Source organism: Desulfobacterales bacterium (assembly GCA_034003325.1).
Lineage (GTDB): Bacteria > Desulfobacterota > Desulfobacteria > Desulfobacterales > JAFDDL01 > JAVEYW01.
This window is the reverse complement of record JAVEYW010000008.1, coordinates 67758-93144: the sequence shown is the minus strand read 5'-3', so window position 1 is coordinate 93144 and position 25387 is coordinate 67758. Positions and strand designations below refer to the sequence as shown.

Annotated in this window: 26 protein-coding genes; 20 read left to right on the top strand and 6 right to left on the bottom strand. The window is 51.6% G+C overall.

Going from position 1 to position 25387, the window contains the following annotated elements; genetic code table 11:
- The first annotated feature begins 33 nt into the window (after positions 1-33).
- From RBT11_10415 to RBT11_10395, 5 genes are all read left to right on the top strand, one after another.
- A complete protein-coding gene (locus RBT11_10415; protein ID MDX9787182.1) occupies positions 34-693 on the top strand; it encodes a nitrate reductase in 660 nt (219 codons plus the stop codon).
- Positions 694-817: 124 nt separating this feature from the next.
- Positions 818-2155: a (Fe-S)-binding protein gene (locus RBT11_10410; GenBank protein MDX9787181.1), complete on the top strand. Its 1338-nt coding sequence runs from the start codon at positions 818-820 to the stop codon at positions 2153-2155.
- Positions 2156-2286: 131 nt separating this feature from the next.
- Complete coding sequence (locus RBT11_10405) at positions 2287-2676, top strand: cytochrome c3 family protein (GenBank protein MDX9787180.1); 390 nt, start codon at positions 2287-2289, stop codon at positions 2674-2676.
- A gap of 172 nt (positions 2677-2848) precedes the next feature.
- Positions 2849-3202, top strand: a complete 354-nt coding sequence (locus RBT11_10400) for a response regulator (protein ID MDX9787179.1) — start codon at positions 2849-2851, stop codon at positions 3200-3202.
- 259 nt (positions 3203-3461) lie between these two features.
- Positions 3462-5423 (top strand): response regulator, encoded by a 1962-nt coding sequence (locus RBT11_10395; GenBank protein ID MDX9787178.1) that lies wholly within the window; start codon positions 3462-3464, stop codon positions 5421-5423.
- 68 nt (positions 5424-5491) lie between these two features.
- On the opposite strand, the gene RBT11_10390 is transcribed toward RBT11_10395, so the two are convergent.
- From RBT11_10390 to proC, 6 genes are all read right to left on the bottom strand, one after another.
- On the bottom strand, positions 5492-6190 hold the full coding sequence (locus tag RBT11_10390; protein MDX9787177.1) for an anaerobic ribonucleoside-triphosphate reductase activating protein: 699 nt from the start codon (positions 6188-6190) through the stop codon (positions 5492-5494).
- A gap of 22 nt (positions 6191-6212) precedes the next feature.
- The gene (locus RBT11_10385; GenBank protein ID MDX9787176.1) at positions 6213-8390 is read right to left on the bottom strand and encodes a ribonucleoside triphosphate reductase; all 2178 of its coding nucleotides are present in this window, start codon (positions 8388-8390) and stop codon (positions 6213-6215) included.
- 345 nt (positions 8391-8735) lie between these two features.
- Positions 8736-9701, bottom strand: coding sequence for a ChaN family lipoprotein (locus tag RBT11_10380; GenBank protein ID MDX9787175.1), 966 nt, complete (start codon positions 9699-9701; stop codon positions 8736-8738).
- Between the two features lie 334 nt (positions 9702-10035).
- A complete protein-coding gene (locus RBT11_10375; GenBank protein MDX9787174.1) occupies positions 10036-10554 on the bottom strand; it encodes a DUF255 domain-containing protein in 519 nt (172 codons plus the stop codon).
- Positions 10555-10566: 12 nt separating this feature from the next.
- Positions 10567-11271 (bottom strand): cytochrome c biogenesis protein CcdA, encoded by a 705-nt coding sequence (locus RBT11_10370; GenBank protein MDX9787173.1) that lies wholly within the window; start codon positions 11269-11271, stop codon positions 10567-10569.
- 107 nt (positions 11272-11378) lie between these two features.
- Positions 11379-12221: a pyrroline-5-carboxylate reductase gene (gene proC, locus RBT11_10365; GenBank protein ID MDX9787172.1), complete on the bottom strand. Its 843-nt coding sequence runs from the start codon at positions 12219-12221 to the stop codon at positions 11379-11381.
- 369 nt (positions 12222-12590) lie between these two features.
- Here proC and RBT11_10360 point away from each other — a divergent pair, with 369 nt between their 5' ends.
- From RBT11_10360 to RBT11_10290, 15 genes are all read left to right on the top strand, one after another.
- Complete coding sequence (locus RBT11_10360) at positions 12591-12866, top strand: YggT family protein (GenBank protein MDX9787171.1); 276 nt, start codon at positions 12591-12593, stop codon at positions 12864-12866.
- A 21-nt stretch (positions 12867-12887) separates the two neighbouring features.
- On the top strand, positions 12888-13388 hold the full coding sequence (locus RBT11_10355; protein MDX9787170.1) for a DivIVA domain-containing protein: 501 nt from the start codon (positions 12888-12890) through the stop codon (positions 13386-13388).
- Between the two features lie 29 nt (positions 13389-13417).
- Positions 13418-14500, top strand: a complete 1083-nt coding sequence (locus RBT11_10350; protein MDX9787169.1) for a type IV pilus twitching motility protein PilT — start codon at positions 13418-13420, stop codon at positions 14498-14500.
- 54 nt (positions 14501-14554) lie between these two features.
- Positions 14555-15727, top strand: a complete 1173-nt coding sequence (locus RBT11_10345) for a PilT/PilU family type 4a pilus ATPase (protein ID MDX9787168.1) — start codon at positions 14555-14557, stop codon at positions 15725-15727.
- 45 nt (positions 15728-15772) lie between these two features.
- The gene (locus tag RBT11_10340; protein MDX9787167.1) at positions 15773-16411 is read left to right on the top strand and encodes a zinc-ribbon domain-containing protein; all 639 of its coding nucleotides are present in this window, start codon (positions 15773-15775) and stop codon (positions 16409-16411) included.
- 54 nt (positions 16412-16465) lie between these two features.
- On the top strand, positions 16466-16615 hold the full coding sequence (locus RBT11_10335; GenBank protein MDX9787166.1) for a hypothetical protein: 150 nt from the start codon (positions 16466-16468) through the stop codon (positions 16613-16615).
- Between the two features lie 42 nt (positions 16616-16657).
- On the top strand, positions 16658-17578 hold the full coding sequence (locus RBT11_10330; protein MDX9787165.1) for an MBL fold metallo-hydrolase: 921 nt from the start codon (positions 16658-16660) through the stop codon (positions 17576-17578).
- Positions 17548-18936, top strand: coding sequence for a class I adenylate-forming enzyme family protein (locus RBT11_10325; GenBank protein MDX9787164.1), 1389 nt, complete (start codon positions 17548-17550; stop codon positions 18934-18936). Before RBT11_10330 ends, RBT11_10325 begins: the two co-directional genes overlap by 31 nt.
- A 94-nt stretch (positions 18937-19030) precedes the next feature.
- A complete protein-coding gene (locus tag RBT11_10320; GenBank protein ID MDX9787163.1) occupies positions 19031-19441 on the top strand; it encodes a thioesterase family protein in 411 nt (136 codons plus the stop codon).
- Between the two features lie 50 nt (positions 19442-19491).
- Positions 19492-21243: a DegV family protein gene (locus RBT11_10315; protein ID MDX9787162.1), complete on the top strand. Its 1752-nt coding sequence runs from the start codon at positions 19492-19494 to the stop codon at positions 21241-21243.
- A gap of 89 nt (positions 21244-21332) precedes the next feature.
- Positions 21333-22055 (top strand): glycosyltransferase family 2 protein, encoded by a 723-nt coding sequence (locus tag RBT11_10310; GenBank protein MDX9787161.1) that lies wholly within the window; start codon positions 21333-21335, stop codon positions 22053-22055.
- Positions 22056-22073: 18 nt separating this feature from the next.
- Positions 22074-22961 (top strand): lysophospholipid acyltransferase family protein, encoded by an 888-nt coding sequence (locus RBT11_10305; GenBank protein MDX9787160.1) that lies wholly within the window; start codon positions 22074-22076, stop codon positions 22959-22961.
- Positions 22962-23035: 74 nt separating this feature from the next.
- Entirely contained in the window at positions 23036-23317 is a 282-nt protein-coding gene (locus tag RBT11_10300; protein ID MDX9787159.1) for a phosphopantetheine-binding protein, read from the top strand.
- Between the two features lie 18 nt (positions 23318-23335).
- A complete protein-coding gene (locus RBT11_10295) occupies positions 23336-24577 on the top strand; it encodes a beta-ketoacyl synthase N-terminal-like domain-containing protein (GenBank protein ID MDX9787158.1) in 1242 nt (413 codons plus the stop codon).
- Between the two features lies 1 nt (position 24578).
- Positions 24579-25379: a lysophospholipid acyltransferase family protein gene (locus tag RBT11_10290; GenBank protein MDX9787157.1), complete on the top strand. Its 801-nt coding sequence runs from the start codon at positions 24579-24581 to the stop codon at positions 25377-25379.
- The last annotated feature ends 8 nt before the right edge of the window (positions 25380-25387 follow it).

Sequence of the window (25387 nt, the reverse complement as noted above, 5' to 3'; positions counted from 1 at the left end):
ATAGAATCGAGCAGTAAACAGGAGAAGCCAACTATGCATGAAATATATTCTTTTGTCAGTGGTCCGCTGGTATGGGCGGCCTTCATCATTTTTATCGGCGGCAGCCTTTACCGGTTGATTTCGATGGCGATACTCGCCAAAAAAAAAGATTATGCCGTTTATGAATACTGGAGTTTCAAGTATGCGTTTCGGTCTATCTTTCATTGGATTCTTCCCTATGCCACCGTCAATATGCGCAAGAGACCGATGATGACGTTTGTCACCTTCGCCTTTCATTTATGCGCTGTGCTGGCACCCATTTTTCTTTATGCCCACATCATTCTCGTCAAGGAGTCATGGAATATCGGATGGTTTTATATCTCGGATACCACGGTTGATATGATGACGCTGGTGGTGATTGCCGGGTGTATCTTCTTTTTATTTCGTAGGATTTTACTGGCGGAAGTTCGTTATTTAACCACCACGTCGGATTATGTCCTGCTGCTGATGGTTGCGGCACCTTTTATTACCGGATTTTGGGCGTACCACCAGTGGGTCGGCGCGCCGGTAGCGACCATCTTGCACATGCTGTCCGGCCAAATCATGATAGCCGCGATTCCATTCACACGGTTGAGCCATATGCTCTTTTTCCCGTTTACCCGGGGGTATATCGGGTCGGAGTTTGGCGCTGTGCGGCATGCGCGGGATTGGTAGGCATTTGAAGTAATAGCATCTATGATGCTTTTTTTCGAATGCGCAATTTAAACAAAAATGTGTGTCGCAGAGGCGAAAGGCTTCATCAGGCATGCGATTGCGTTTTTCAAATAAGGAGATAGGAATGGCTGTGACAGCAGAGAAACCATACAAACATACCCCGGATGTCGGCATCGACGAGGGCGCTCGGCGTTTGACACCTGAAAAAATTGAAAAAGTGATAAACAAGATGTTGGACACTGAGGCCGGTGCGCGGATGAAGGTTTATGTGGAGACATGTGTCCACTGCGGCCTTTGCTCCGACGCTTGTCAGTATTATTTGTCCCACGATAGGGACCCCAGATTTTCACCGGCCGGCAAGGTGAAGCAGACCCTGTGGGAGATGATCAAGAAAAAGGGCAAGGTCAGTGTTGATTTTATGCGCAAGGCAACGGAGATATCCTATACGGAATGTAATGTGTGTCGCCGGTGCGCCATGTATTGCCCACTCGGTGTGGATGTCGCCTATATGATGTTGTTCGTGCGGCGGATTGCCCACTTTTTGGGGATGGCGCCGCAATATATTCAGGATACGGCGCAAAGCCATTCCGCCACCATGAATCAGATGTGGGTTAAAGATGATGAGTGGGTGGACACGCTGTTTTGGCAGGAAGAGGATGCCCGGGATGAAATAGCCGGGTTGCGGATTCCCATGGACAAGCAAGGGGCCGATGTCATGTATTCGGTGATTGGCCCCGAGCCGAAATTTCGGGCACAGCTTATTTACCAGGCAGCAGTATTATTTAATGTCGCGGGGATTGATTGGACAATGCCGTCCACGCCCGGGTGGGACAACAGCGATATGTGTATGTACACCGGCGATAATGACATGATGGCCCGTCTGAAGCGAAAGCATTTTGAAGCTGCCATGAAATTGAAGGCGCGCCGTATTGTTATGGGCGAATGCGGGCATGCCTTTCGTTCCGTTTATGATATGGGTAACCGGGCACTGGGGTGGAAAATGCCGCCGGTGCAAATGGTGCATGCTATAGAGTTTTATTATGAATTGTTTAAAGCGGGGAAAATTAAGGTGCCGAAGAAATATGAGCCGCCCGTCACTATCCATGACCCCTGCAATATTGTTCGGGGCCGGGGCCTTCACGAGATGCTGCGCTATGTGGCCAACGAAGTTTGCGAGACGGTGATCGAGATGCACCCGAACCGGGAGCATAATTATTGCTGCAATGCCGGCGGCGGGGTGATCAATTGCGGTCCTCCGTTTAAGAACAAACGCGTGGAAGGCAACCGCGTCAAGTCCGAGCAATTGTTTGCCGCGAAGATTCGGGGCGCCAAGACCCTGATTGCGCCGTGTCATAATTGTCATGGCGGTCTGGAGGACATCATTCATGACAATCATATTGGTTTGGATTTGAAATTTTTGATTGATATTATTTACGAGGTTATGGAAAAGCCGGGTGCTTGAAGGCTGGGGTTGATCACAAGCGTCTATTAAGTTAATTTTAAAAAAACAAACGGCGATGCGCAATCGGCAAGGCGTGTCAAAACAAAAAGAGGATTTGCCGTTGCCGTTTGTGGATAGCAGGGAGAGATCCGATGATGAAACGGTTTTTGTGGATACAATTGACGGTGATGACCGTCGTGGTGTTGTTTTCCGGTGTTTGCGCCTTTTCTCAGGATGACGTCACCGCCGTGGAGGACAGCGCGTTCGGCGAGCGAATGCGGCCGAAAGCGGTTTTTTTTCACGATGATCACAATGAAAAGGCTGAAATAGGAGAGTGTAATGTCTGCCATCATGTATATGACGGCACCGAACTCCTGGAAGATGAATCTTCCGAGGACAGGGAATGCTCCGCCTGCCATATCAACGAGACAAGCGGGGAGTTGTTGAATCTGGCCAATATTTATCACCGCCAGTGCAAGGGCTGTCATGTGGAGAAAAAGAAAGGCCCTGTTATGTGCAGCGAGTGCCACGTAAAAAAATAATAACCCATCAATAAAGGACGCTCGGCGCCGGTGCGTGATTTTCCACTGCTTCGGCGGCCGGGTTTCCATGAGCCCGTAGGTTTAACCGATCAGTTAAATATTCCCGAGCGGCATCGTGTTGGGAAACGATGTTGAGAGGTGAGGGTATGCGGGCGGAAAGCGAGATTTTTTTATGGCAAAGACAATTTTAGTCATTGATGATGATCCGGTGGTGGTAAAATATCTGGAGAGTCTACTTCAGGATAATGGGTATGAAACGCTGACGGCCAGCTCGTCCAAGGAGGCCATGGATGTTTTGAAAAAAACCAAACCGGATCTGATGACGCTGGATCTGGAAATGCCGGGGGGGTGGGGGACGCAACTTTATCGGCAGATGACCAAGGACGAGAATCTAAGCGATATTCCGGTTATTGTGGTCAGTGGAATGGCCGGTCGTCACGCCATTCAAAAGGCAGTGGCCTATGTGGCCAAACCGTTTGATCCGGACAAGCTGATCGCCATTGTGAGAAAGGCAATCGGCGGATAGGCCGGTCGGCCGAACCGTTTTGCCGCTTTTAGATAATACTTAAGGTTATGGGCGCAGGTTTCCGGTGTTTTTCAATGCGGATGATCGGGCTTTTGAAAAACGCCGGAGCCTTTCGCCCGGACCGTATGAATATCCCGCCTGTATTAGCGCTTGTTTTTAACAATCGTTTAACATATACGCAAACAGTATGGTATAAAAACTCGGGCCTACGCCAACCTGATTTCAGCGCTATTTTATATTGATGGAATGGGAAGGATATTTGAATACGCCAGCCATAAACGAGACCCTCCTGTTGGTGGACGATGAGCCCGGCATTCGAAAAGTGCTGGGAATATCCCTTGCCGATGTCGGCTATCATGTTTTGACGGCTGAAAGCGGTGAGGAGGCATTGGCTAAGTTCCGCGAGCATTATCCCCCGATTGTCCTGACGGATATCAAAATGCCCGGTATGGACGGCATTGAACTTTTGAAGATTATCAAGAACGAAAACCCGGATACGGAAGTCATCATGATTACCGGCCACGGCGACATGGAGTTGGCCATTAAAAGCCTCAAATTTGAGGCCACCGACTTTGTGACCAAGCCGATTCGGGACGATATTTTGTCGATTGCGCTTAAGCGGGCCCGTGACCGCATCACAATGCGGGGAAAATTGCGGGCTTATACGGAAAACCTGGAGCGGTTGGTTGCTGAAAAGTCCGCCCGGTTAATTGAAGCGGAACGCCAGGTCGCCGTGGGGCAGACCATTGAGGGGTTGGTCCGGGCTTTCAGCGATATTGCCGGCGATCTTAACGGCGGAATCCGTTATTTTAATGATATGCCGTGCTATGTTTCCATTCATAGTCGTGACTTTGAAATCGTTGCGGCCAATCAGCTTTTCCGGGAGCGTATCGGAGATAAAATCGGTCATAAGAGCTGGGAGATATATCAAGGCGATAGCAAGACCAGGCCTTGTCCGGTGGAAGACACCTTTCAAACCGGCATGGGAAGGCGGGTCAAGCGTTCCATTCAATTGGCGGGTGGCGGGGTCGTGCCCGTCATGGTTCATACGGCACCGATTCGCAACCGGAACCATGAAGTGGAACTGGTTCTTGAAATTTCGGCGGATATTACTGAAATGAATCGGCTTCAAGCCGAGTTGATGACTACTCGTGCGCGCTATGAGCAACTGTTTAATGAAGTGCCTTGCTATATCAGTGTTCAGGACCGGCAATTTCAAATTACCGACGCCAATAAGCGCTTTAAGGAAGAATTCGGCGAGGTGGCCGGCGGCTTTTGCTATAAAATTTATAAACATCGCGATTCGCCATGCCCCCAGTGTCCGGTTGCCCGGACATTTGAAGACGGTCTATCCCATTCCCATGAAACGGTGGTTCGATCCAAAACCGGTGACGAGTACAATGTGCTGATTTGGACGGCGCCCATACGGGATGAAAAGGCGGAAGTTACCCAGGTAATGGAGATGTCGACCAATATTACGGAAGTGCGACAACTTGAAGATCACTTATCTTCCCTGGGGCTTCTGATTGGGTCCGTCTCGCATGCCATCAAGGGGCTTTTAACCGGGTTGGATGGCGGTATGTATCAATTGGGTGCCGGGTTTGCCAAGCAAAATGAGGCCAAAATCAAAGAAGGCTGGGAAACGGTCCGAATGATGGTGGACCGGATTCGCCGCATGATGATGGATATTCTCTACTATGCCAAGGAAAGAAATCTGAAGTGGGAGCGCACCGATGTGCCGAGCTTGGTAAAGGACAGCCTTGCCACGCTTGAAAAGGAGATACGGGATGCGGGCATCGGTCTTTCCGTGAATATCGATGCCTCCCTCGGGGATGTGGATCTTGATATCGGCATTATTCGGTCTGCGCTGAGCAATATTATCGAAAACGCCATTGATGCCTGTAAGATCGATACCGCTAAAGCCACACATCATATTTCCGTAGCGGTTCGGCAAGACAAAAAGCATATCTACTTTGAAGTAATGGATGATGGGGTCGGAATGGATCAAACGACGCAGGACAGCCTGTTTCGAACGGTTCACTCCACCAAAGGAAAGCGGGGAACCGGTCTGGGATTGTTCATGTCGAGCCGGATTATTTCTCAACAAGGCGGTTTGATCTCAGTGACTTCTTCCCCGGGCATCGGCAGCACTTTCACGATAAAAATGCCCAAAATACCGGTTCGCGCACAAAATATGGAGATGCGTTCCATAAAGGCGTAGATCCGCCGATATTTTTCCACCAACGGCCCGACCGGCATTTAACGTAGCGCCGCCTTCCATTATTCCAACTACCGGATGATGCATTTTTTAACCTTCGGCGCTGCTTCAGACCGAAACGAATCAAGTGTTTGCATGTCAAATCGGCGAGTTACTTCCCGGCAAAAGGTGGGATTCAGCACGTCGGTCATGTGAAATTGCTGCAGCACGTACAGATTGGCCCCATTGATCAAATCGGCAATTTCCCTGATGATCGAGTGACTCACCAGCGGATGAATACAGGTGGTTCGAAATTCATGCGCGATGCCGGAATTCAGGATGAGTTGAATGCTGGCGCGAATGACGGATTCATCCATGTTTGAACAAATAAGAGGCACATAGTTCTCCGGAGCGCTTTTGATGTCCATGGCAATATAGTCTATCGCATTTGCCGAAAGCAGCGCCCGAATTACTTCGGGCCGGCTGCCGTTGGTGTCAAGTTTAAGCGGATACCCGAGCTGCTTTATTTGTTCGCAAGCAGATGGAAGTTCTTCGCGCAGTGTCGGCTCGCCGCCCGTAATCACCACGCCGTCGAGAAAGCCCTGCCGTTCCGTCAGCAATTCAATGACGTCATTCAGGCTGAAGGTATCGGCCGGGTCGGTTTGGTTCAATACCAGGCTCGGATTATGGCAATACGGACAATGAAAATTACACCCGGTTGTAAAAAGAACGCAGGCGAGCTTTCCCGGGTAATCAATCATGGAATTTTTTTGAATACCGCCGAAAATCATTTTTCTGAATGGTTCCGTTGCCCTATCGGGCACATCCGACGGCCGGCACGCAGAGGCCGGGCGTGGTAGGCTCAGGGTATAGTTTGTCCGGCACCGTGGCGTTTTTATCGGGCACACAAAATGTTTTTCTCATTCGAAATTCCGCCTGTTTGCCGTCATTCCATTGTTTGACCGGCCGCAGGTACCCCACGACGCGAGAATATACTTCGGTTTCCTGGTTGCAGATATGGCAGGTTTCCTGCTCGCCTTTCAGGTACCCATGCGTGGGGCAAATGCTGAACGTGGGAGACAGGGTGAAGTAGGGAAGTTTGAAATTTCCGGCTGTTTTTCTGATGAGCGCCTTGATGGTATCGGTATCCGTGACCTGCTCGCCCAAAAAGATGTGAAGCACCGTGCCGCCGGTGTATTTGGTTTGAAGATCATCCTGAAGCATGAGGGTTTTGAAGATATCCTGAGTATAATTCACCGGCAAATGGGTGGAATTGGTGTAATATGGTGCCGCGCCGTTTTGATACTGCTCTTCGTTCGAGCAGATGATGTTTGAATATCTTTTTTTGTCCAGCATGCACAATCGGTAGGATGTGCCTTCTGCCGGCGTGGCTTCCAGGTTGAAAATGTCTCCGGTGCTTTCCTGAACCGCAGCCAACAAATTTCTCAGAAAATCCATCACCTCCAGGGCGAACTCTCTGCCGTTGTCGCTGGCGATGTCTTCACCCATAAAATTTAAACAGGCTTCGTTCATTCCCAGAATGCCGACGGTTGAAAAATGATTTTTCCAATACAGGCCGCTGCCATTTTTAATTTCGCTCAAATAATGTTTGGAATAGGGATAGAGGTTGTTTTCGGTGAATTTTTCAAGTACCTTTCGCTTAATGGCAAGGCTTTCAACCGCTAAATTCACTTTTTCTGTTAATGAGGTATAAAATTCTTCCCTGGTGGCGGATTCATAACCGATTCTCGGCAAGTTGATGGTGACCACGCCGATGGAGCCGGTCAGGGGGTTGGCGCCGAACAGGCCGCCGCCGCGCTTGAGAAGCTCCCGGTTATCCAGCCGAAGCCGGCAGCACATGGAGCGCGCATCTTCAGGCGACATGTCCGAATTAACGAAGTTTGAAAAATAAGGAATGCCATATTTCCCAGCCATTTGCCAGACTAGATCAAAATTCGGGTTGTCCCAGTCGAAATCGGCCGTAATATTGTAGGTGGGAATGGGGAACGTGAACACGCGTCCTTTTGCGTCCCCTTCCATCATGACCTCGGCGAAGGCCTTGTTGATCATGTCCATTTCCGGTTGAAACTCTCCGTAAGTGTATTGCTGATTTTCGACGCCGCCGTGAATCACGGGTTGATTTTTCAGCAAGGGGGATACAAACAGATCCATGGTGATATTGGTGAAAGGGGTTTGAAATCCAACACGGGTGGGGATATTGATGTTGAACACAAATTCCTGCAACGCTTGCTTGACCTCACTGTATTCAAGGTTGTCAAAGCGCACAAAGGGTGCCAGCAGGGTGTCGAAATTGGAGAGTGCTTGAGCACCGGCCGCTTCCCCCTGAAGGGTGTAGAAAAAGTTGACGATTTGCCCGAGTGCGGATCTTAAATGCTTTGGCGGAGCGCTTTCCACTTTTCCTTCAACGCCTTTAAAGCCCTGCCGCAGCAAATCCTTTAAATCCCAGCCGACGCAGTAGACCGACAATAAACTGAGATCATGAATATGAATGTCCCCACTCTTGTGGACTTCCCTGATTCTGGGCGGATAAATTTTACTCAGCCAGTATTCGGAGGTGACATCGGATGAAATGTAGTTGTTCAGCCCCTGCAGAGAATAACACATATTGCTGTTTTCTTTTATTTTCCAATCCATCTTTTTAATATAATGTTCGACCAGGTCCACATTGACCTTGGTGGCGATATTCCGAATCTGGGCATGCTGTTCCCGGTAGATGATATAGGCCTTTGCGGTTTTGTAATAAGGGGAATCGAGAAGAACCCGCTCCACAATATCCTGAATTTCTTCTACTTCCGGAATAGGGCCGAGCCTCAGTTCATGGGCCAGTGTCAGGACCCTGAGCGTCAGCTTTTTTGCCTCCCGGTCGGTAAACTCCGCGGTGGCCTGCCCTGCCTTGGTGATGGCTTCGGTGATTTTGGATGAATTAAACTCTACAACCCGTCCGTCTCGTTTTTTTATCTCTTCAATCACTGGTGGCACCTCTGCGATTCCAAAAAGTTAGGGGTTAATCATTTCAACTAAACCGGGTCATGACGCGAACAAAAAATACGCTGAAAAACAGGAAGTGCCAATTCGAAAAAAGCAGTTTTCAGCTTGCGGGCTTATCCGCATTGTGTCTGATTTCTACCGGTTCCGCATGGGCACGGGGTAGGAAATAGCGTGGCCGAAAAAATCAACCGACATCGGCACCTGGAAACGTACTTATCCAATATATGGGTATGTGTCAACAAAAAAAATCAATATATGGGGCTTGTGCGCCATAACAAAAAACGTCGATATTCCGGGAGGTAACAGCCGGAGGTGCCGAATCGGCCGTCATTCGGTATCGGCCTCGATACGCTTTTGGTGAGGTATGCGCAGAGTGTTCGCCGGGGCGGTGACCCAAATATAATCGGCGGCGGTAGGCTCGATATCTCCGCCCGCTTCAGCCGGGTACACCGTGCGGTAATCCGCTGGAAAGCGGTTGAACGCGCGATTGGGTATTCCGAATTTTCGAAAGATGTGGCCGTTGCCGACCAGTACCGCCATTTTGCCGGTGGGAGAATGGCGGGCGATGGTTTCGGCCATGGTATCCTCCCAAGCGCACTGGGCTTCGTAAAACGCTTCAAAATCATCACGTCCGGGAATTCTGTGGTGCGAATAGATTTTTTGAAGATAGCCGCGGTGCTCGACGTCTGTAAAGTCTATGGCACCGGGCAGGTGTCGCTTTTCCTCATCCGATAACGATGCGATGCCACCGATGCTGATCTTGGGCGGAATATGAAACGGTAGGTTCAGACCAATTAAAGGCAGATGATTTGCTTTTACGAATTGGAGGATTGGTCGATACAGTGCGTAATGGTAACGCCAATTGGCATACCAATGAACCTTTTTAAGAAATTGATTCTCATCCATCTTTCCGTCGGACCATACATCCAGTTGCGGCTGATAGGTGCGGTCGAACATTTCCATTCCAACGGCCAGGCCCGGAAATCGATTGTGAAGCGAGGTAAGAATTTTTAGTTGAATTTCATGATGTTCGGCGTTGGTATGGGATTCTCCGATGTAGATCACTGTTACGGTGGATAGATCCGCCATCATCGTTTCGAAGGGAATTTGCCTGCCGGTGTTGGTCGCAATAATGCTTCCCGGCGCAAATGACATGGTGCGATCCTTTAAGATGAGTTGCATTCGCTTGGGACGTTCCGCGCATCCCCAGAAGGCCGCCATCAGGAATAAGCAGACGATCAGGAGTACAAAAAATGCCCCGCTATGCGGTACCTGCGGATCTTTTTTTTTCAAGACTTGATCTTTCAGTCAAATTGCGGCAGAAATATATCGAATCCATCAATAAAGAGCTAAGACGGGCGCGGAGAGCAAGTACACATGAGTTTCAATCCTCAACCTTTTTTCAGGAAAATCATTCCGCCATGGTATGATTCAAAATTTTTGTGTGCCATGCAACTTATATTCATGCTTTGCATATTTTTATTCGGCTGCGTTGGCATATCCGCAGCCGGCGAAACGGACCAATACCAAGGTGTTCTCTGGGTTCCCTCGCTGTTGATATTCCTGAGCGGAACCGTCTTTCTCTCAACTGCCGTTCGCTTGGTGCACCGCCGGGAGCCAGGTTGACTTATTGGGGTTTTGACGTGCCTTCCCCGGACGCGCTTTTTTCAATGTAGTGCTTAAAGTTCATACTGTTATAGCTGTCATCGTGAATGAATCGAATCAGTTTCAAGAACATATCATCGGAAATAAATCCGGGGATATTGCTCATGGATTTATTTTCTTCAATGGGCACATTGATCTTCGTGCCGTCCGGTTTCAGAAAAAAGGTTGCCGGAAGACCCCGGACAAAGTAGGTTGCGGTCAGTTTTCCTTCCTTATCGGTGTCTATGAGGATGGATATGAAATTTTCATTCAGATAATCAATGATATCATTGTTGGCGAAGGTTCTTTTTTTCATTTCTTTGCAAAAATGACACCAGTCCGCATAGAAATGCAGAAAAATTTTTTTCCCTTCCTTTTGACTCAAGGCCAGACCTTCATCATAAGGGTGCCACTTGATTTGTTTTGCGGCTGTAACGTTTGCGGCGCAAACCAAACATGAAACCAAAACAAAGCCAATGATCACCAACATTTTTTTTGCCATAGAAAAGACTCCTTACATCTGGCCCACAAAAAAATTCAATTTATTCAGTACGAGCATCATTCCGATAAGAATCAGAAGAATACCGGCTGCAGGATTTAAATATTTAATCGCCTTGACCGCCTTTTTAATAAAAAATAATAAAAGGTTTGCAAACATGGAAAGCACCAGAAAGGGAATTGCCAATCCCGCTGAATAAAGAGATAAAAGAAGAATCCCCTGAAGCACTGTCTCCTTGCTGCTGGCGATAATCAGAATTGAGCCGAGCAATGGGCCGATACAGGGGCTCCATCCGGCGGCGAACGCCATGCCGACCAAAAAGGTGCCGAAAAAGTGGAGCGGCTTTTTATCCAGATGGACCCGTTTTTCAAAATCAAGGGCTCGGAACCGGAAAATACCGGTCAGGTGGATACCGAGGATGATGATCAGAATGCCGCCGCCGACGCGGATATAATCGATATATTTAAACAGCAGATTGCCCAGATATGAGGCCGAGGCCCCCATCAGAATAAATATAAGCGAAAAGCCCAGCACATAGGACACGGTTGAAGAAATCACCTTTTTCCGGACATCTTTTCCCTTCAGCGTGGTTAGTTCTTCCAGGGAAAATCCGGAGATAAAGGTGAAGTAGGCCGGTATCAGTGGTAATATGCAGGGTGAAAAAAAAGAGAGTAGCCCCGCAATGAAGGCGGCCCAATATGAGACGGGATCTGTGAACATATGTGTTTCCTGAACCGGCCTTGCCTAAAGTTTTTAAATCATATCCTTTCGTTTGAAAGGAATCAAACAGAAAGAAACAAAATCATTTAAACCGTCTGGCTCGCCGTTTATCGGCTAAGTTCTCTTGAGCGTTCGGCTGCTGCGACAATGGCATTCACAATATGCGACGAAACCCCGTTGGCCTCCATATGACTGATGGCCGCCGCTGTTGTGCCTCCAGGAGAGGTTACTTTTGCCCGAAGGGTTTCGGGGGAAGCATTCCCTTGAGTTAATAATGCGACCGCCCCCTCCATGGTGGTAATGGTTAGCGCTTTTGAATCGCTAGCGGTCAACCCGAGTTGAATGCCGGCAGCGATCATTAATTCCGCAAGGTAAAATACATAGGCCGGCCCCGAGCCGGACAACGCTGTAACGGCATCCAAGTCTTTTTCCTGAAATTGTATAACCTTGCCCATTGAGGCCAAAATGAGGCGCGCGTTTTCAATATCTTCCAGGGTGCAGCTGATATTGGGACTCATTCCGGACATGCCCCTTAGCACTAATGCCGGCGTATTGGGCATGACGCGAATAATCGGAAGGTTCGATCGCGCTTCCGGTGAAAGGGAAGCGTACAAAGCGGTCTCTATTTTTTCTAATCTGATCCCCGCTGCAATGGAGATGATTAACTTTCGTCTGGGCTTATCTTCGGATGGATTTATCGCGATATCGGACAATACCTCGTTGATTTGTTGGGGTTTAACGGCTAAAAAAATAATGTCGCAACCGGATAACATAGACCTGTTATTCAGAGATGTTGTGATTCCGTAAGTCTTTTTCAGATCATCGAGTCGTTCCACTCGAACGTCGCTCGCGAAGATGTTTTCAGGCGTGACCAATTTAGCGCGGATCACCGCGCCAATGATTGCTTCCGCCATGTTCCCGGCGCCGACAAATCCGATCTTTTGTTCCATTTGTGTTGTCCTTTCAAAATCATACACCGAAGGCCGTCTGCAACCGTTCAATAGGCGTTGTATTGGGTTAACATAGTGCGCTTACAATACTTTTCAACCCTTTGGGATGAAAGTTCTTTCTCCTCTTACGCAAAGGATTGGGGGCATGTCAATCATTTTGCTTGAAAATACTTGACATATTTTTTAGGATGTATTTAATTTTCTTGGAATAATTTGACTGAGTGCCGGAAAAGGCGGTCTGGGTGGCCAATGCGCCGAATTCCTTTGGCGGTCATCTTTATGGTGTAGTATTGTTTTGATAGGCGCCCGCCGATTGACCGGGGGCAGAATAGCGAGTGTTCCCTTATGTTTATTATTGGTTATTTTTTTATGGCGGCAGCGAAAGTGATTGACTATGTGCTGCTGTTTTTTTTGGTCATCGTTTTTGCGCGCGCTGTGTTGTCCTGGGTTAATCCGGATCCTTATAACCCGATTGTTCGGTTTATCAACAGCGTTACCGAGCCGGTGCTCTATCGCATTCGCCGCTCGATTCCGGTGACATTCGGCGGTATCGATCTTTCGCCCATTATTGTTTTTTTGGCTATTGTGTTTTTAAGGGAATTTTTGGTAAAAAGCCTCTTTTCACTGTCGGAAATGTTGTTGTAACTACCAGAAAGGCAGGTGTGCATGACCGGAATCTCTCCCCTTGACATTCAGCAGCGCCAGTTTCGAATTAAATTCAGAGGGTTTGACATCAGGGAAGTCGATGCTTTTTTAGAACAAATCGCTGACACGATTGAGTCGATGCAAACGGAATCCACTCGGCTTCGTGACGAAATTCAACGGATGGCTTCGGAGTTAAAGGGGCATAAGGAACGCGAAGAGTCGTTTAAACGGGCCATGCTGGTTTCACAGCAAACCATTGAACAGATGAAGGAAAATGCTCAAAAGGAGGCCGAACTCATCGTTGCGGATGCGGAAGTCAGGGCTGAGAAAATTCTAAACCGTGCTCATAACCGGTTGGCGCAGCTTCATGAGGATATGGCCGAACTCAAGCGTCAACGGGTTCAGATAGAGGTTCAGATTCGTTCGGTTCTTGAAACCCATTCCAAGCTGCTCGATCTCGGTAAGGAAGAACTCAGGTCTTTGGATGAAGAAGACAGCAAGATCAAGCTGCTGACGAAATAGGATCCGGTTGAAAATTCAGAGGATAATGAATGGCAAAATTAGATGCCTTTTTCAAACTAATGCACGATCAGGGCGCATCCGACCTTCACTTGGCTTCAGGGCAACCGCCGGCGCTGCGGCTTCGAGGCGACATTGAACGGATCAAATACAAAACCCTCGATAACGATGAGCTTCGTTCGATGCTCTATGAGATCGCTTCCGAGGAGAAAATAAAGGTTTTTGAAGAAACAGGAGATGTTGATTTCGGTTATGAAATTCCCGGCATGGCTCGTTATCGCGCCAATTTTTTCATGCAAAAAAATGGTGTCGCTGCGGTATTCAGGGAGATTCCGAGCCAGATTATGACCGCCGAGCAACTCGGGTTGCCGCCGGTCATTCCGAAATTATCCGGGTTGCCCAGGGGCCTGGTGCTGGTTACGGGGCCTACCGGCTCTGGTAAATCAACGACGCTGGCTGCCATTATCGATGTGGCCAATCGTACGCGCAAGGATCACATCATTACCGTTGAGGATCCTATCGAGTTTGTTCATCAGAGCCAGGGCTGCATCGTTAATCACCGTGAAGTCGGGCTTCATACCAAAACGTTCAGCGCAGCCCTTCGCGGCGCCTTGCGTGAAGATCCGGACATTATTCTGGTCGGTGAAATGCGGGACAGGGAGACCATCTCTCTGGCCATTGAAGCCGCTTCTACCGGGCACCTGGTATTTGGCACACTTCATACTTCCAGTGCCGCCAAAACCATAGACCGTGTGGTGGAAGTGTTTCCGGCCAATGAGCAGGCGCAGATTCGCTCGACGCTCGCGGACGGCATTCGGGCAGTAGTGGCCCAGGTGCTTTTTAAGCGGATCGATAAACCGGGCCGGTGTGCCGCACTTGAGATTATGATTGCCAGCCCGGCCGTTCGCAACCTGATTCGGGAGTCCAAAACACACCAGATTCCTTCCATGATTCAGACTGGAAAGAAATACGGCATGTTGCTTCTCGACGATGCGATTATGGAATTATATCAGAAGGGATGGATCAGCCCGGATGAGGCCTATATGAAGGCCAATGACAAATCCAGATTCCGGCCCTTCATTAAAGCGCCGCCTGCGGATTTTACCGAGGCGTAACCGGGAGTGCCTTCATTTTGAGAGGACCGTATCGACGGGTAGGGGCTTGATAGGATGAAAAAACAGGAAATCGACCATATATTGACACGAATGCTGGATGCGCACCGTAACGTGTCGGATTTGAATTGGACGGTTGGAAAGCCGTTGCAAGTGGAAAGCGCCGGAGAATTGATTCCCGTGGAAATGGAGCCACATTTCGGCAACCTGACGCCCTTTCAAACGGAGATTTTTGCCCTGAATCTGATCAATCAGGATCATCGCCTGACGGAAAAGCTGTTGACGGAAGGCTCTTGTGATCTTTCCTACCATCTGGCCGGAAAGGCGCGTTTCCGGGTCAATATCTTTTCACAATCCAATTATATTTCAGCGGTTTTAAGAAAACTTGAGACCAAGATTCCCACGATTCGCGAGCTGGAGCTTCCGGAAATTTTTTATAAAATCGCGCAGGAACGAAATGGCATTGTCTTTGTCACCGGTGCCACCGGGTCCGGAAAATCAACCTCTCTGGCGGCCATTCTGGACCAGGTAAATGAAACCAAATCCGTTCATGTGGTCACCTTGGAAGATCCCATTGAATATCAGCACCCGCACAAGAAATCGACGTTCAATCAGCGGGAACTGGGGGCGGATTTTAGCGCCTTTGCCAGCGGATTGCGTGCCGCCCTTCGTCAGGCCCCCAAGGTGATTCTGGTCGGCGAAATGCGGGATCGGGAGACGGTTGAGATCGGACTGAGCGCCGCGGAAACCGGCCACCTCGTGTTGACCACACTGCATACGGTGGATGCAGGGCAAACCATAAACCGCATTCTGGGTATGTTTAACACGGAAGAGGAGAATCAAGTCCGTATACGGCTGGCGGACACCTTGCGTTGGATTGTCGGGCAGCGGCTGTTGCCCAAGGTGGGCGGTGGACGAATCGCGGCCTTTGAGATACTCGGCACCAACCTGCGGGTAAAAGAATCGATACTCCATGGTGAATCCGAGGGCAAGACCTTTTACGAAATGATGCAGGCGGGACGCCCCTTTGGCATGATCACCTTTGATGAATACATTGCGGATCTTTATGAGAAGGGGTTGGTTTCGCAGGAGACGGCTATGGCCTATGCTTCCAGAAAGGCCGTCATGAGCCGGAGCATTGATTCGGTCAAAAGCTCCCGAGGAGAAGCCACCACGGATATCAACTCTCTTGAAATTGACCGGGAATACCAGAAATCCGTCCGCAAATAAGACCGGAACCGGTAATGCACCGGGAACATGGAGCTTTTGAATAAAATGAATGTTGTTTGCGACAACTGCCAGAGCAAATTCACTATTCCGGACGATAAAATTCCTTCAGGGAAAACCGTGACGCTTAAATGCACCAAATGCGAAAGCCGAATAACGGTGACCGGTCCGCCTGCCCCTTCAAGCGATGCAACGGCCGTGATGGATTCGGATATTTCAAATACGGAGGAAAGCCCGTTTGGCTATATGGAGGAGGGGGTCGAAACCGCGCTGATTTGTGAATCGGACCCGTCTATCAAAAGTCAAATCAAGGCTGCCCTCGCTGAAATGGGGTATCGAATGACGGAAGCCGCGGATGCCCGCAGTGCGTTGCGGAATATGCGGTATCATGAGTATGATGTGGTGGTTGTCAATGAATTGTTCGGCACGAACGACCCCGGCGCCAACGGGGTCCTGATCTATTTGGAACGTCAGTTGATGTCGGTACGCCGGAATATTTTTGTGACGCTGTTAAGCCGGCGGTTTCAAACCATGGATCAGATGATGGCCTTTAATAATAGTGTTGATTTGATTCTTAATATCGACAATATCGGCGAGTTTGGTAAAATTTTGACTCGCGCTTTAAAGGAAAAAAAAGCGTTTTACCGTGTTTTCAGGGAAACGATGAAGAAGATTGGACGCTACTAATTTTATTATCCCGGGGGATACTCATGATGAAACCCGCCGGATCGGAGTAATGGCATGCCTAAGTACACATGTAACGATTACCGCCAGGAGATGCGGTTGATCGGATTAAAAAAGCAATTGCAAAATGGGGATCTTAGCGAAACGCAAAGGCAACAGGTGGCATCCGAGATCGAGAAACTCGAGCAAGAGATGCAGATGGATTGATATTTACCCCGGAATTTGTCACGCAAGGCCGGATACTTTGATTTGAAAGCGCCTATTCATTCATATGCCGACAACCTGTATCTTATTGAATTGACCCCGCCCTTGGCGGGGTTTTCGCGGTTTATTGGGGCGTGGGCTTATAAGGGGCCCTCTACGGTTCTCGTGGATGTCGGACCGGCCGCAACTGTTCCTTTATTACGGCAGGCGCTTCAAAAAATAGGGATTACGCATCTCGATTATATCCTTCTGACGCATATTCATTTGGATCATGCGGGCGGCGTCGGGGCGTTGTCTCTTCATTTTCCCGATACCCCGATCGTTGTCCATGCAAACGGTCTCGCGCATTTGATGGCGCCGGAGCGTCTTTGGGCCGGCTCCCTGACCACGCTTGGCGAAACGGCAAAAGCTTATGGCCCCCTCACCGCTGTCCCTGCGCCGCTGCTCATGGCGGCAGACCGGTTTAAGTCCCCTGCCATCACGCCATTGGAGACCCTCGGGCATTCGCCGCATCATGTGAGTTATCTAACCCCCGATTATTTATTTGCCGGTGAAGCTGGCGGCGTCTGTATTCAGCTGCCGGACGGGCGATCCTGGATGCGGCCCGCCACCCCCGCGACGTTCTTTCTTGATAAAGCCCTGTCCAGCTTGAATGCCTTGATCGCCCTGAACCCCGATACCATCTGCTATGGCCATTTCGGTCTTCAACCCGATGCGGCGCAATACCTGGTTCGTCACCGGGCGCAGCTTCTTTTTTGGGAAAGAGTGATCGAATTGGAAGCCAAATGTGGCCCCACGGAGAATCTGGTAACGCGTTGCCTTGACCGGCTGCTTTCAGAAGATCCGGAGCTGGTGGGTTATGATCAATTGCCGGAAGCAGAGCGGGAACGGGAAGTGTTTTTTTTAACCAATAGTATCAAGGGGTTTTTAAGTTGGTGCCTGAAAGATTCCGATCCATTGAGATGAAGGAAGCGGATTTCAGACGACGTCTTGCGCAGATGATGGTCGGCCCCGTTTTTCCTGAAAAACAGTTTCTCCTCTCAACGACCACTTACCGGCAAGTTTATGCCATGGCGGCCGATATTCGGGCATATTTCGGCGCCGACAACGCAGTGGAACAGGTAGTTTGCTTATGCACCGACCATCGAGGCGTAACGGCAGCCGCCGTGCTGGCTGCGCTGGCGGGCGGTCTCACGCTTGTGCTGCCTTATGCCTTTGATCTTCAGGTTCTTGAGGCGTTGCGGCAATCGACCGGTTTTCGCCACGCGATTATTGACAGCCCAAGAGACCTGCCGCCCGGTGTTCGGGGGATTGTGCCGAGTATCGCGGAAAGGCGCTGGTCCCCGGTGCCGGAATCCATGCCGGTGAATCCCGAAAGAACGTGGATGTATTTATTTACGGGGGGTACCACCGGCGCTCCGCGCCTGTGGCCCAAAACCGTTCGCAACCTTTTGGCCGAGTCGTTCTATTTGCAGGATACGCACCAGGTAACTGCCGGTGATCGCCTGGTGGCGACGGTCAATCCCCATCATATTTACGGTCTGCTGTATTCCATTTTGCTGCCGGTGGCCGCCTCGGCATCCGTGTTTGCATGCACGCCGTCTTTTCCGGCGGAAATCGAAACGGCGCTGCGTGAAAGCGCAGCCACCCTTTTAATTAGCGTACCGGCGCATTACCGTGCGTTAAACGGATACCCGCTTAAGGCCCTTGCCCTGCGACGGGCCTTTTCGTCCGCGGGTCTGCTTGCGGCCCAAGATGGGGAAGCCTTCAGCACTCAGACCGGCGTTGACATTGTTGAAATTTACGGTTCCACCGAAACCGGCGGCGTGGCCTCGCGCATTCGGGCCGCTGGGCAGGTCGATTTTGCGCCTTTTGAATCCGTCGATCTTCAAATAGAAGGGGAATCCATGCGGATTCGATCCGACTATCTTTCACCGGGCCTGATCGAAGCCTCCGACGGCTATTTCCAATTGAGTGACCGGGCGGTTGCCACGGCGCAGAACCGGTTTATGCTCTTGGGCCGCGCCGACGGTGTCGTTAAGGTCGGCGGCAAGCGGGTCGATATGGAAGCGGTCCGGCAAACCTTGAGACAGGATCCGCGCATCGAGGAGGCCGTGGTTATTGCGCTGCCCGTTGGCAAGGCGCGCGAGAACCAAATTGTCGCCGTGGTCGAGGGAAACTTGAGTGTGGAAGAGTTGACCTGGGCGTCTCGGAAGGCGTTAGAAGCTTATGCCTGCCCGCGTCGTTTCAAAATTATTGATAAAATTCCCACCACCGGTACCGGGAAATTCGATCGGAAAACCATTGAGGGAATGTTTTTATGACCCCGTCAACCTTGCCTTTCGATGGTCGGTCGGTGTACGAATGGCGACTGGATGGTTAGAATTTTTTTAGAGAATAATTTGGTTGTGCTTGAATATGAGTTACAGTTACGAAGTGAATTTGAAAGTTGCCTTTCACGACCTGGACCCCATGCGGGTGGTTTGGCACGGCAATTATTTTAAATATTTTGATGTGGCCCGGTTCGGGCTTTTTGCCGCGGCCGGGATTGATTTGTATGATTACATGATCAATAAAAAGTTTGTTTTTCCGTTGACCCGCTCCTCCATCAAGCACATAGCGCCGTTGCGGCCTTTTGATGAGTTTATGTGTCGTGCGACCGTGACCGAGGCCGAATACAAGATCGTGATGCAGTTTGAAATTCGTCTGCTGCGGGACGGGTCGCTCTGCGCCCGGGGCACCAGCGAGCATGTGGCGGTCCGGTATCCGGAGATGGAATTGGAATTTGAAATTCCCGATGACATTCGCTGTGCATTGGGTTTTTGCTAGTTGCTGGCGGCCGGACATCCACTCCGTCAAAAAATGCAGATGACCAATCGATGGTTAAAGAAAATACGATGGAACGCCATAGTCCTCTTTGCTTTGGGTACGAACGCCTGGCGGCCTGGTCAGGGCTGCTGGATCAGATCAATGTGTTTCCCGTGGCGGATGCGGATACGGGGAGAAACCTGAAGATCAGCCTTTCGCCGTTACGTTGGCCGTTCGAAGATGCGGAAGTATCGGTCCGGGGTCTGATGCGGGCGGCAATCGGAAACAGCGGAAATATCGCCGCCCCCTTTTTTGCCGAATTGCTGAAAGCCGAAATCACGGGCGGGCTGGGTGCGGCCATTCATCGGGGGCGGCAAAAAGCAAAACAGGCCATCAGTGATCCGCAACCCGGCACCATGCTGTCGGTGTTCGATGCGCTGGCCGGTATGGTTCCGCCGGACAACGGTTGGGAAGCGACCGCTGAAAATGCCGCCTCGGTTATTCACTGTATGGAAAAGGCGGTGGCCGACACGGCGGATATCCTGCCCGCGGTCAAACGGGCCGGTGTGATCGATGCTGGTGCCCTGGGTGTTTTTATCTGCCTGGAGGCATTTTTTGCCCGCCTTTCGGGGCGTTCCGAAGCGTTGCGGCCGGTAACGGATATTTTTCCGGGCAAGCTTAAAATCGCCGCTGAATGGCCGGGGCGCATCGAACTTGGCAACGGGTATTGCGTCAATACGCTGATTGAAGCCGACATAAGTGTCGACGAAGCCCGCCATCGCTTTTCAAGTTGCGGACACAGCATGGTGCTGAATGAATCCGCCGGCCGTCTTAAACTTCATTTGCATACCGAAGACACCGCCCGGCTGCGCAAGCGTGCGGACGTGCTCGGCCGAGTGCTGGCCTGGTCTGAAGAGTCGATGGATGCAGCGGTGCCTGAAATTCAACAGTTCAGCCCTTCCGCGCCTGTTCATATCATAACCGACGCCGCCGGCTCCATCACTCAGGCGGATGCCGCCGCGCTGGGCATCACCCTGCTGAACAGCTATCTTGTCATGGGGGATCGGGCCTTTCCGGAAACGCTTTTTGATCCTGACGAACTGTATGCGGCCATGGCGCAGGGCCAACAGGTATCCACGGCTCAGGCCTCGATTTTTGAGCGGGAGCAATCTTACCTGAGCGCCGTCCGCCGGTTTGATTCCGTGCTTTACTTGTGTGTGGGATCGGCCTTTACCGGCAATTGTCAGGCCGCGCTCACCTGGCAGGCCCGGCACGAGCGCGCGGATGGCTTTACGGTTATCGACACGGGTGCAGCTTCCGGCCGTTTGGGCATCATCGCGCAGGCTGTGGCACGGTTGGCCCGGGGCGGTGCCGATGCCCGCCGGGTCATTGATTTCGCCCATGCGGCGGTGGAAGAGAGTTGTGAATTGGTCTTTCTGGACCAGCTCAAGTTTTTGGCCGCAGGCGGCAGGATTTCAAAAACGCGTGGATTTTGCGGAGATCTGCTGAGCCTTAAACCGGTCATTTCACCCACCCGGGAAGGGGCGGTTAAGGTGGCCGTGGTCCGGCATCGGAAGGACCAACTGGCATTTGCCCTGACGCGGTTGCGGCAGCGCTTTAATTCAAAGAGCGCGCCCCTGGTCCTGTTGCAATATTCGGACAACCGCTTTTGGGTGGAAAATGCGGCTGCCGCTCAAATTCAAACCCTGCTGCCGGCTGCGGAAATTATGGTACGACCGCTGTCTCTGACCTCCGGTGCTCACATGGGGCCGGGTACCTGGGCTATGGCATATTTGCCGGCAATTCCAACGTCCGCCGTATGATGAGGGAATCTTATGAAAATGAGAAAGTTGATTCGATCTTCCGGAATCTGGAACTCGGTGCGGGTGCATGTGCTCGGGGAGGAAGGCGAGTGACTCTGCCCGAGCGGTTTATCGTCGTGATACCGGTCTATAATCACGGGCGCACCCTTGCGGCCGTGGTTCGAAAATGCATGAAATCGGGGTTTGCAGTGATCGTAGTGGACGACGGCTCCACCGACGGTGGGTCTCATGCCGTTCAGGATGCGCCCCCCGTTTGCGTGTTGCGCCATGGGGTTAACCGGGGGAAAGGCGCGGCCTTGCTGACCGGCATGCGGGCGGCGGTTGCGCAGGGCGCCGATTGGGCGATTACCCTGGATGCCGACGGTCAGCATGACCCTGAAGAGGCGCATGTTTTGATTCAGGCCTTGCGTGACGTACCCCCTGAAACCCGACCGATTGTGGTCGGATGCCGAAAGGCCATGCTGGCGGCTGGCGCGCCCTGGACCAGCCGGTTCGGCCGTGAATTTTCAAATTTCTGGATCAAAATGGCAGGGGGGCCCCTGACAACCGATTCTCAAAGCGGATTTCGCATTTATCCATTACCGGAAGTGCTGGACCTCGGCGTTACGGCCAGGCGTTATCAATTCGAAATCGAGGTGCTGGTCAAAGCTGGGTGGCACGGAATACCGGTAATCGAGGCACCCATCGGTGTGATCTACCCGCCCGGCCGGGAGCGGATTTCCCATTTTCACCCATTTTTCGATTTTCTTCGCAATACCGGAATGTTCACGCGCCTGATCACGCAACGGGTGATGCACGGGATGCCGCAATGACGGCGGGCCATCTCATCCATGCGTAAACTCTTTTATCATCTGCTGACGCTTGCCTCAAAGGTCTTCGGCACATGGGTGTTCGTGGGGATATCGCGCGGTATTGCGGCCGGGTATTTTCTCTTGTTCCCGCGGCGGGTCGCTGTGGGTGTCCGGTTTTACCGCGCGCTGTTTCCGGACCAAAGCCTGCGCCGGCATTTGAGGTGCACCTGGAAACAATTTCAAAATTTCACCTCTGTGTTTCTGGACCGGTACTTGCTGCAGGACGGCGTGCGCATTGATTACAGCTTCGAGGGGCGGGATCATTTGCTGCAAGCCATGCGGAAAAACGAAGGGGGGATTCTGCTCATGACCCATATGGGCAATTGGGAGGTGGCGGCGCACCTCTTACAGCAAAGCCTGCCGGAGTTGCGGCTGATGCTTTATATGGGCCAACGTGCAGGAGACGAGATCGAGCATCTGCAAAAGCGCGATTTAAAAGCCGGCGGGATTCATGTCCTGGCCGTGGACCGGGAAGGCGATTCTCCCTTTGCCCTGGTGGAAGCGGTTTCGTTTCTCCAATCGGGCGGCTTTGTTTCCATGGCCGGAGATAGAATCTGGCGGCGCGATCAGCGGGCGATACCGGTGCGGTTTCTGGGCCGCGAGGTTCGGCTGCCGGAGGCACCCCATGTGTTGGCTTTGGTTTCGGGCGCGCCGCTTTTTATTTTTTTCGCATCCAAAACGGGCCGGCGCACCTATCATTTCAGCGTGTCCCCTCCGGTTTATGTTCCTGCGCAGTCCCGCAAGGACCGTCGCTCGGCGATTGACCGGTCTATCCAAGCATACGCGAATCTAATGGAACACCAACTCCGCCGCACACCGTTCGAGTGGTATCATTTTGAGCCGTTTCTGGGACCGAAGCGCCATTAGGTTTTGAATTCAGACGGTTTTTATAGTACAACCGCTGCCGGTGAAATAACTTCGATGAAGGACGACCAATCGATATGACGCGTGATGAAATAGTGACCCGAATGCTGACGGTGTTTTCCCGGCAATTCGAGATCGAGCAACCCGACCTGAATGAAAATTTGCGTGAGGCCTATGAGTTCGACAGCATTGACGCCATCGAGTTATTGCGTGAAATCGAGATTCTGCTGGGTTCCGAGTTGACCCGCGAAGAAAAAAAGCGGGCCATGGGCATCGGCACCATCAACCAGATTGTGGATTATGTGATGGACCTGGCAATAGCGCGGTCTTTCGGCACCGTGCCGGCTGCGAACAATTAATGCAACATTCCGGTATTTATGAATAGAAGAGTTGTTATTACGGCATGTTCCGCCATTACTCCCATTGGGCACGGCCGGGTGGCTATTGTAGACGCCCTGACCAAGGGCGTTTCAGGGGTTAAACCGTTGCGCAGCGACGGCCTGATTACCCAGCACATTCATTCCGGCGTTTTCGGCACCGTGGATTATCCGATTGAATATGATTTCAAGCGCGGAGACCGCAAGACCATGGGGCCGGTATCCTATTATGCCTGCCAGGTGGCCAAGGAAACGTTGGCGCAGTCCGGCTTGAGCCGGGAGTTTATCACGTCGGGCCGCCTGGGCGTGGCGTTTGGGTCCACGCACGGCAGCCCTTCCGTGCAACGGCAGGTTTACCGGACCTTTTTCGGTCAAACGGAGGCCGGGCTTTCCAGCATCGGTGCCGTGGATTACCTGAAATCGATGGTGCATACCACCGCGGTCAACATCACCAAGATGTTCGGCATCACAGGGCGAGTGATTTCCTCGTCCACGGCCTGCACGACCAGCAGCCAATCCCTGGGGTTCGGTTATGAAGCGGTCAAGTTCGGCTTGCAGGATGCCATGCTCTGCGGCGGCGCGGATGAATATGATACCACCACGGTGGCGGTGTTTGATAACCTGCTGGCCTGCTCGGTGGATTTCAACGATACGCCGCACCTGACGCCGCGGCCGTTCGACGTTCGGCGCGATGGTCTCGTGGTCGGGGAAGGCGCCGGCGCCGTGCTGCTTGAAGAATACGAAGCCGCGAAAAAGCGCGGCGTACCGATTTTCGGGGAGGTGGTTGGGTTTGCCTGTAATAATAACGGCGGGGATTTGATTCTGCCCAATTTGGATGGCATCACTCAGACCATTCGCCTGGGCCTTGAAAGCGCCCGTTTGAACACCGACCAGGTCGATCTGGTCAGCGCTCACGCCACGGCCACCAAGATGGGCGATGTGATCGAAGCGCAGGCCATCGCCAAAGCCTATGGGCAACCAACGCCTCGGGTAGTAGGCCTGAAAAGCTATATGGGGCACACCATGGCGTCCTGCGGCGTGATTGAGACCATCCTCACCTTATATATGATGTACGAGGGTTTTGTCGCGCCCACCCTGAACCTGGACGAGGTCGACCCGCGGTGCGCCATGATTCGGCACGTGCGCGAGATGGTGCAGACGCCGGTCCGAATCGCCGCCATTCAGAATTTTGCCTTTGGCGGCGTGAACACCTGCCTGTTCATTCAAAAGACGGATGGCTGAAATGGGGAGCCCGGCCGGGCAGATGTCGGTTCAGTCGACCCATCGGCCCGGATGGTTTTTTGCCGGCATTGATGTGACGGTGACCCTGCTTCTGTGGGCCTACTTTACTGTGGGCTTTCTGGTGCTGTTTCTGCCCTTTTATCTGGTCGCGGCGATTGTTGCGACTCGGCGCCGCCAAGCGTTTCAACGCTTGACCCATTATTTTTACCGGGGGTTTTTCCTGCTCTGCCGACTGCTGATTCCCCGTCACACCTGGCGCATCGATAACGCCGTGGGCGCCATTCGATCCTCGGTGATCGTGTGCAACCATGTCTCCTATATTGATCCGCTGCTGCTGATCGCGCTGTATCCCCACCATACGACCATTGTCAAAAGCCGGCTGTTTCATCTCCCCATTTTCGGATGGATGCTTACGCTTTCCGGGTATCTGCCGTCCACAACCGAAGGCCGCCTGGCCGGACTGATGATTCAGCGCATGGATACGCTGGCCGGGGATCTGGCCCGGGGCGCCAATCTTTTCGTCTTTCCGGAAGGCACCCGTAGCCGCACCGGCGCCATCGGTCCTTTTCATCCGGGCGCGTTTAAAATCGCCCGGTTATGCCGGGCGCCCGTGAGCGTCCTTTTCATTCGCCATACGGACCGGTTGTTCAAACCCGGCCAATTCCGGTTCAATACTTGCTGCACCAACACCATTTCGGTGGAGTTGCTGGCGCATCTCACCCCGTCCTATGACGATCCCGGCTTTTCCATTGATAATCTGATGGAAGAGGTGCGCGGTCTGATGGAAGGGAAAATATCATGAGTGAGCAA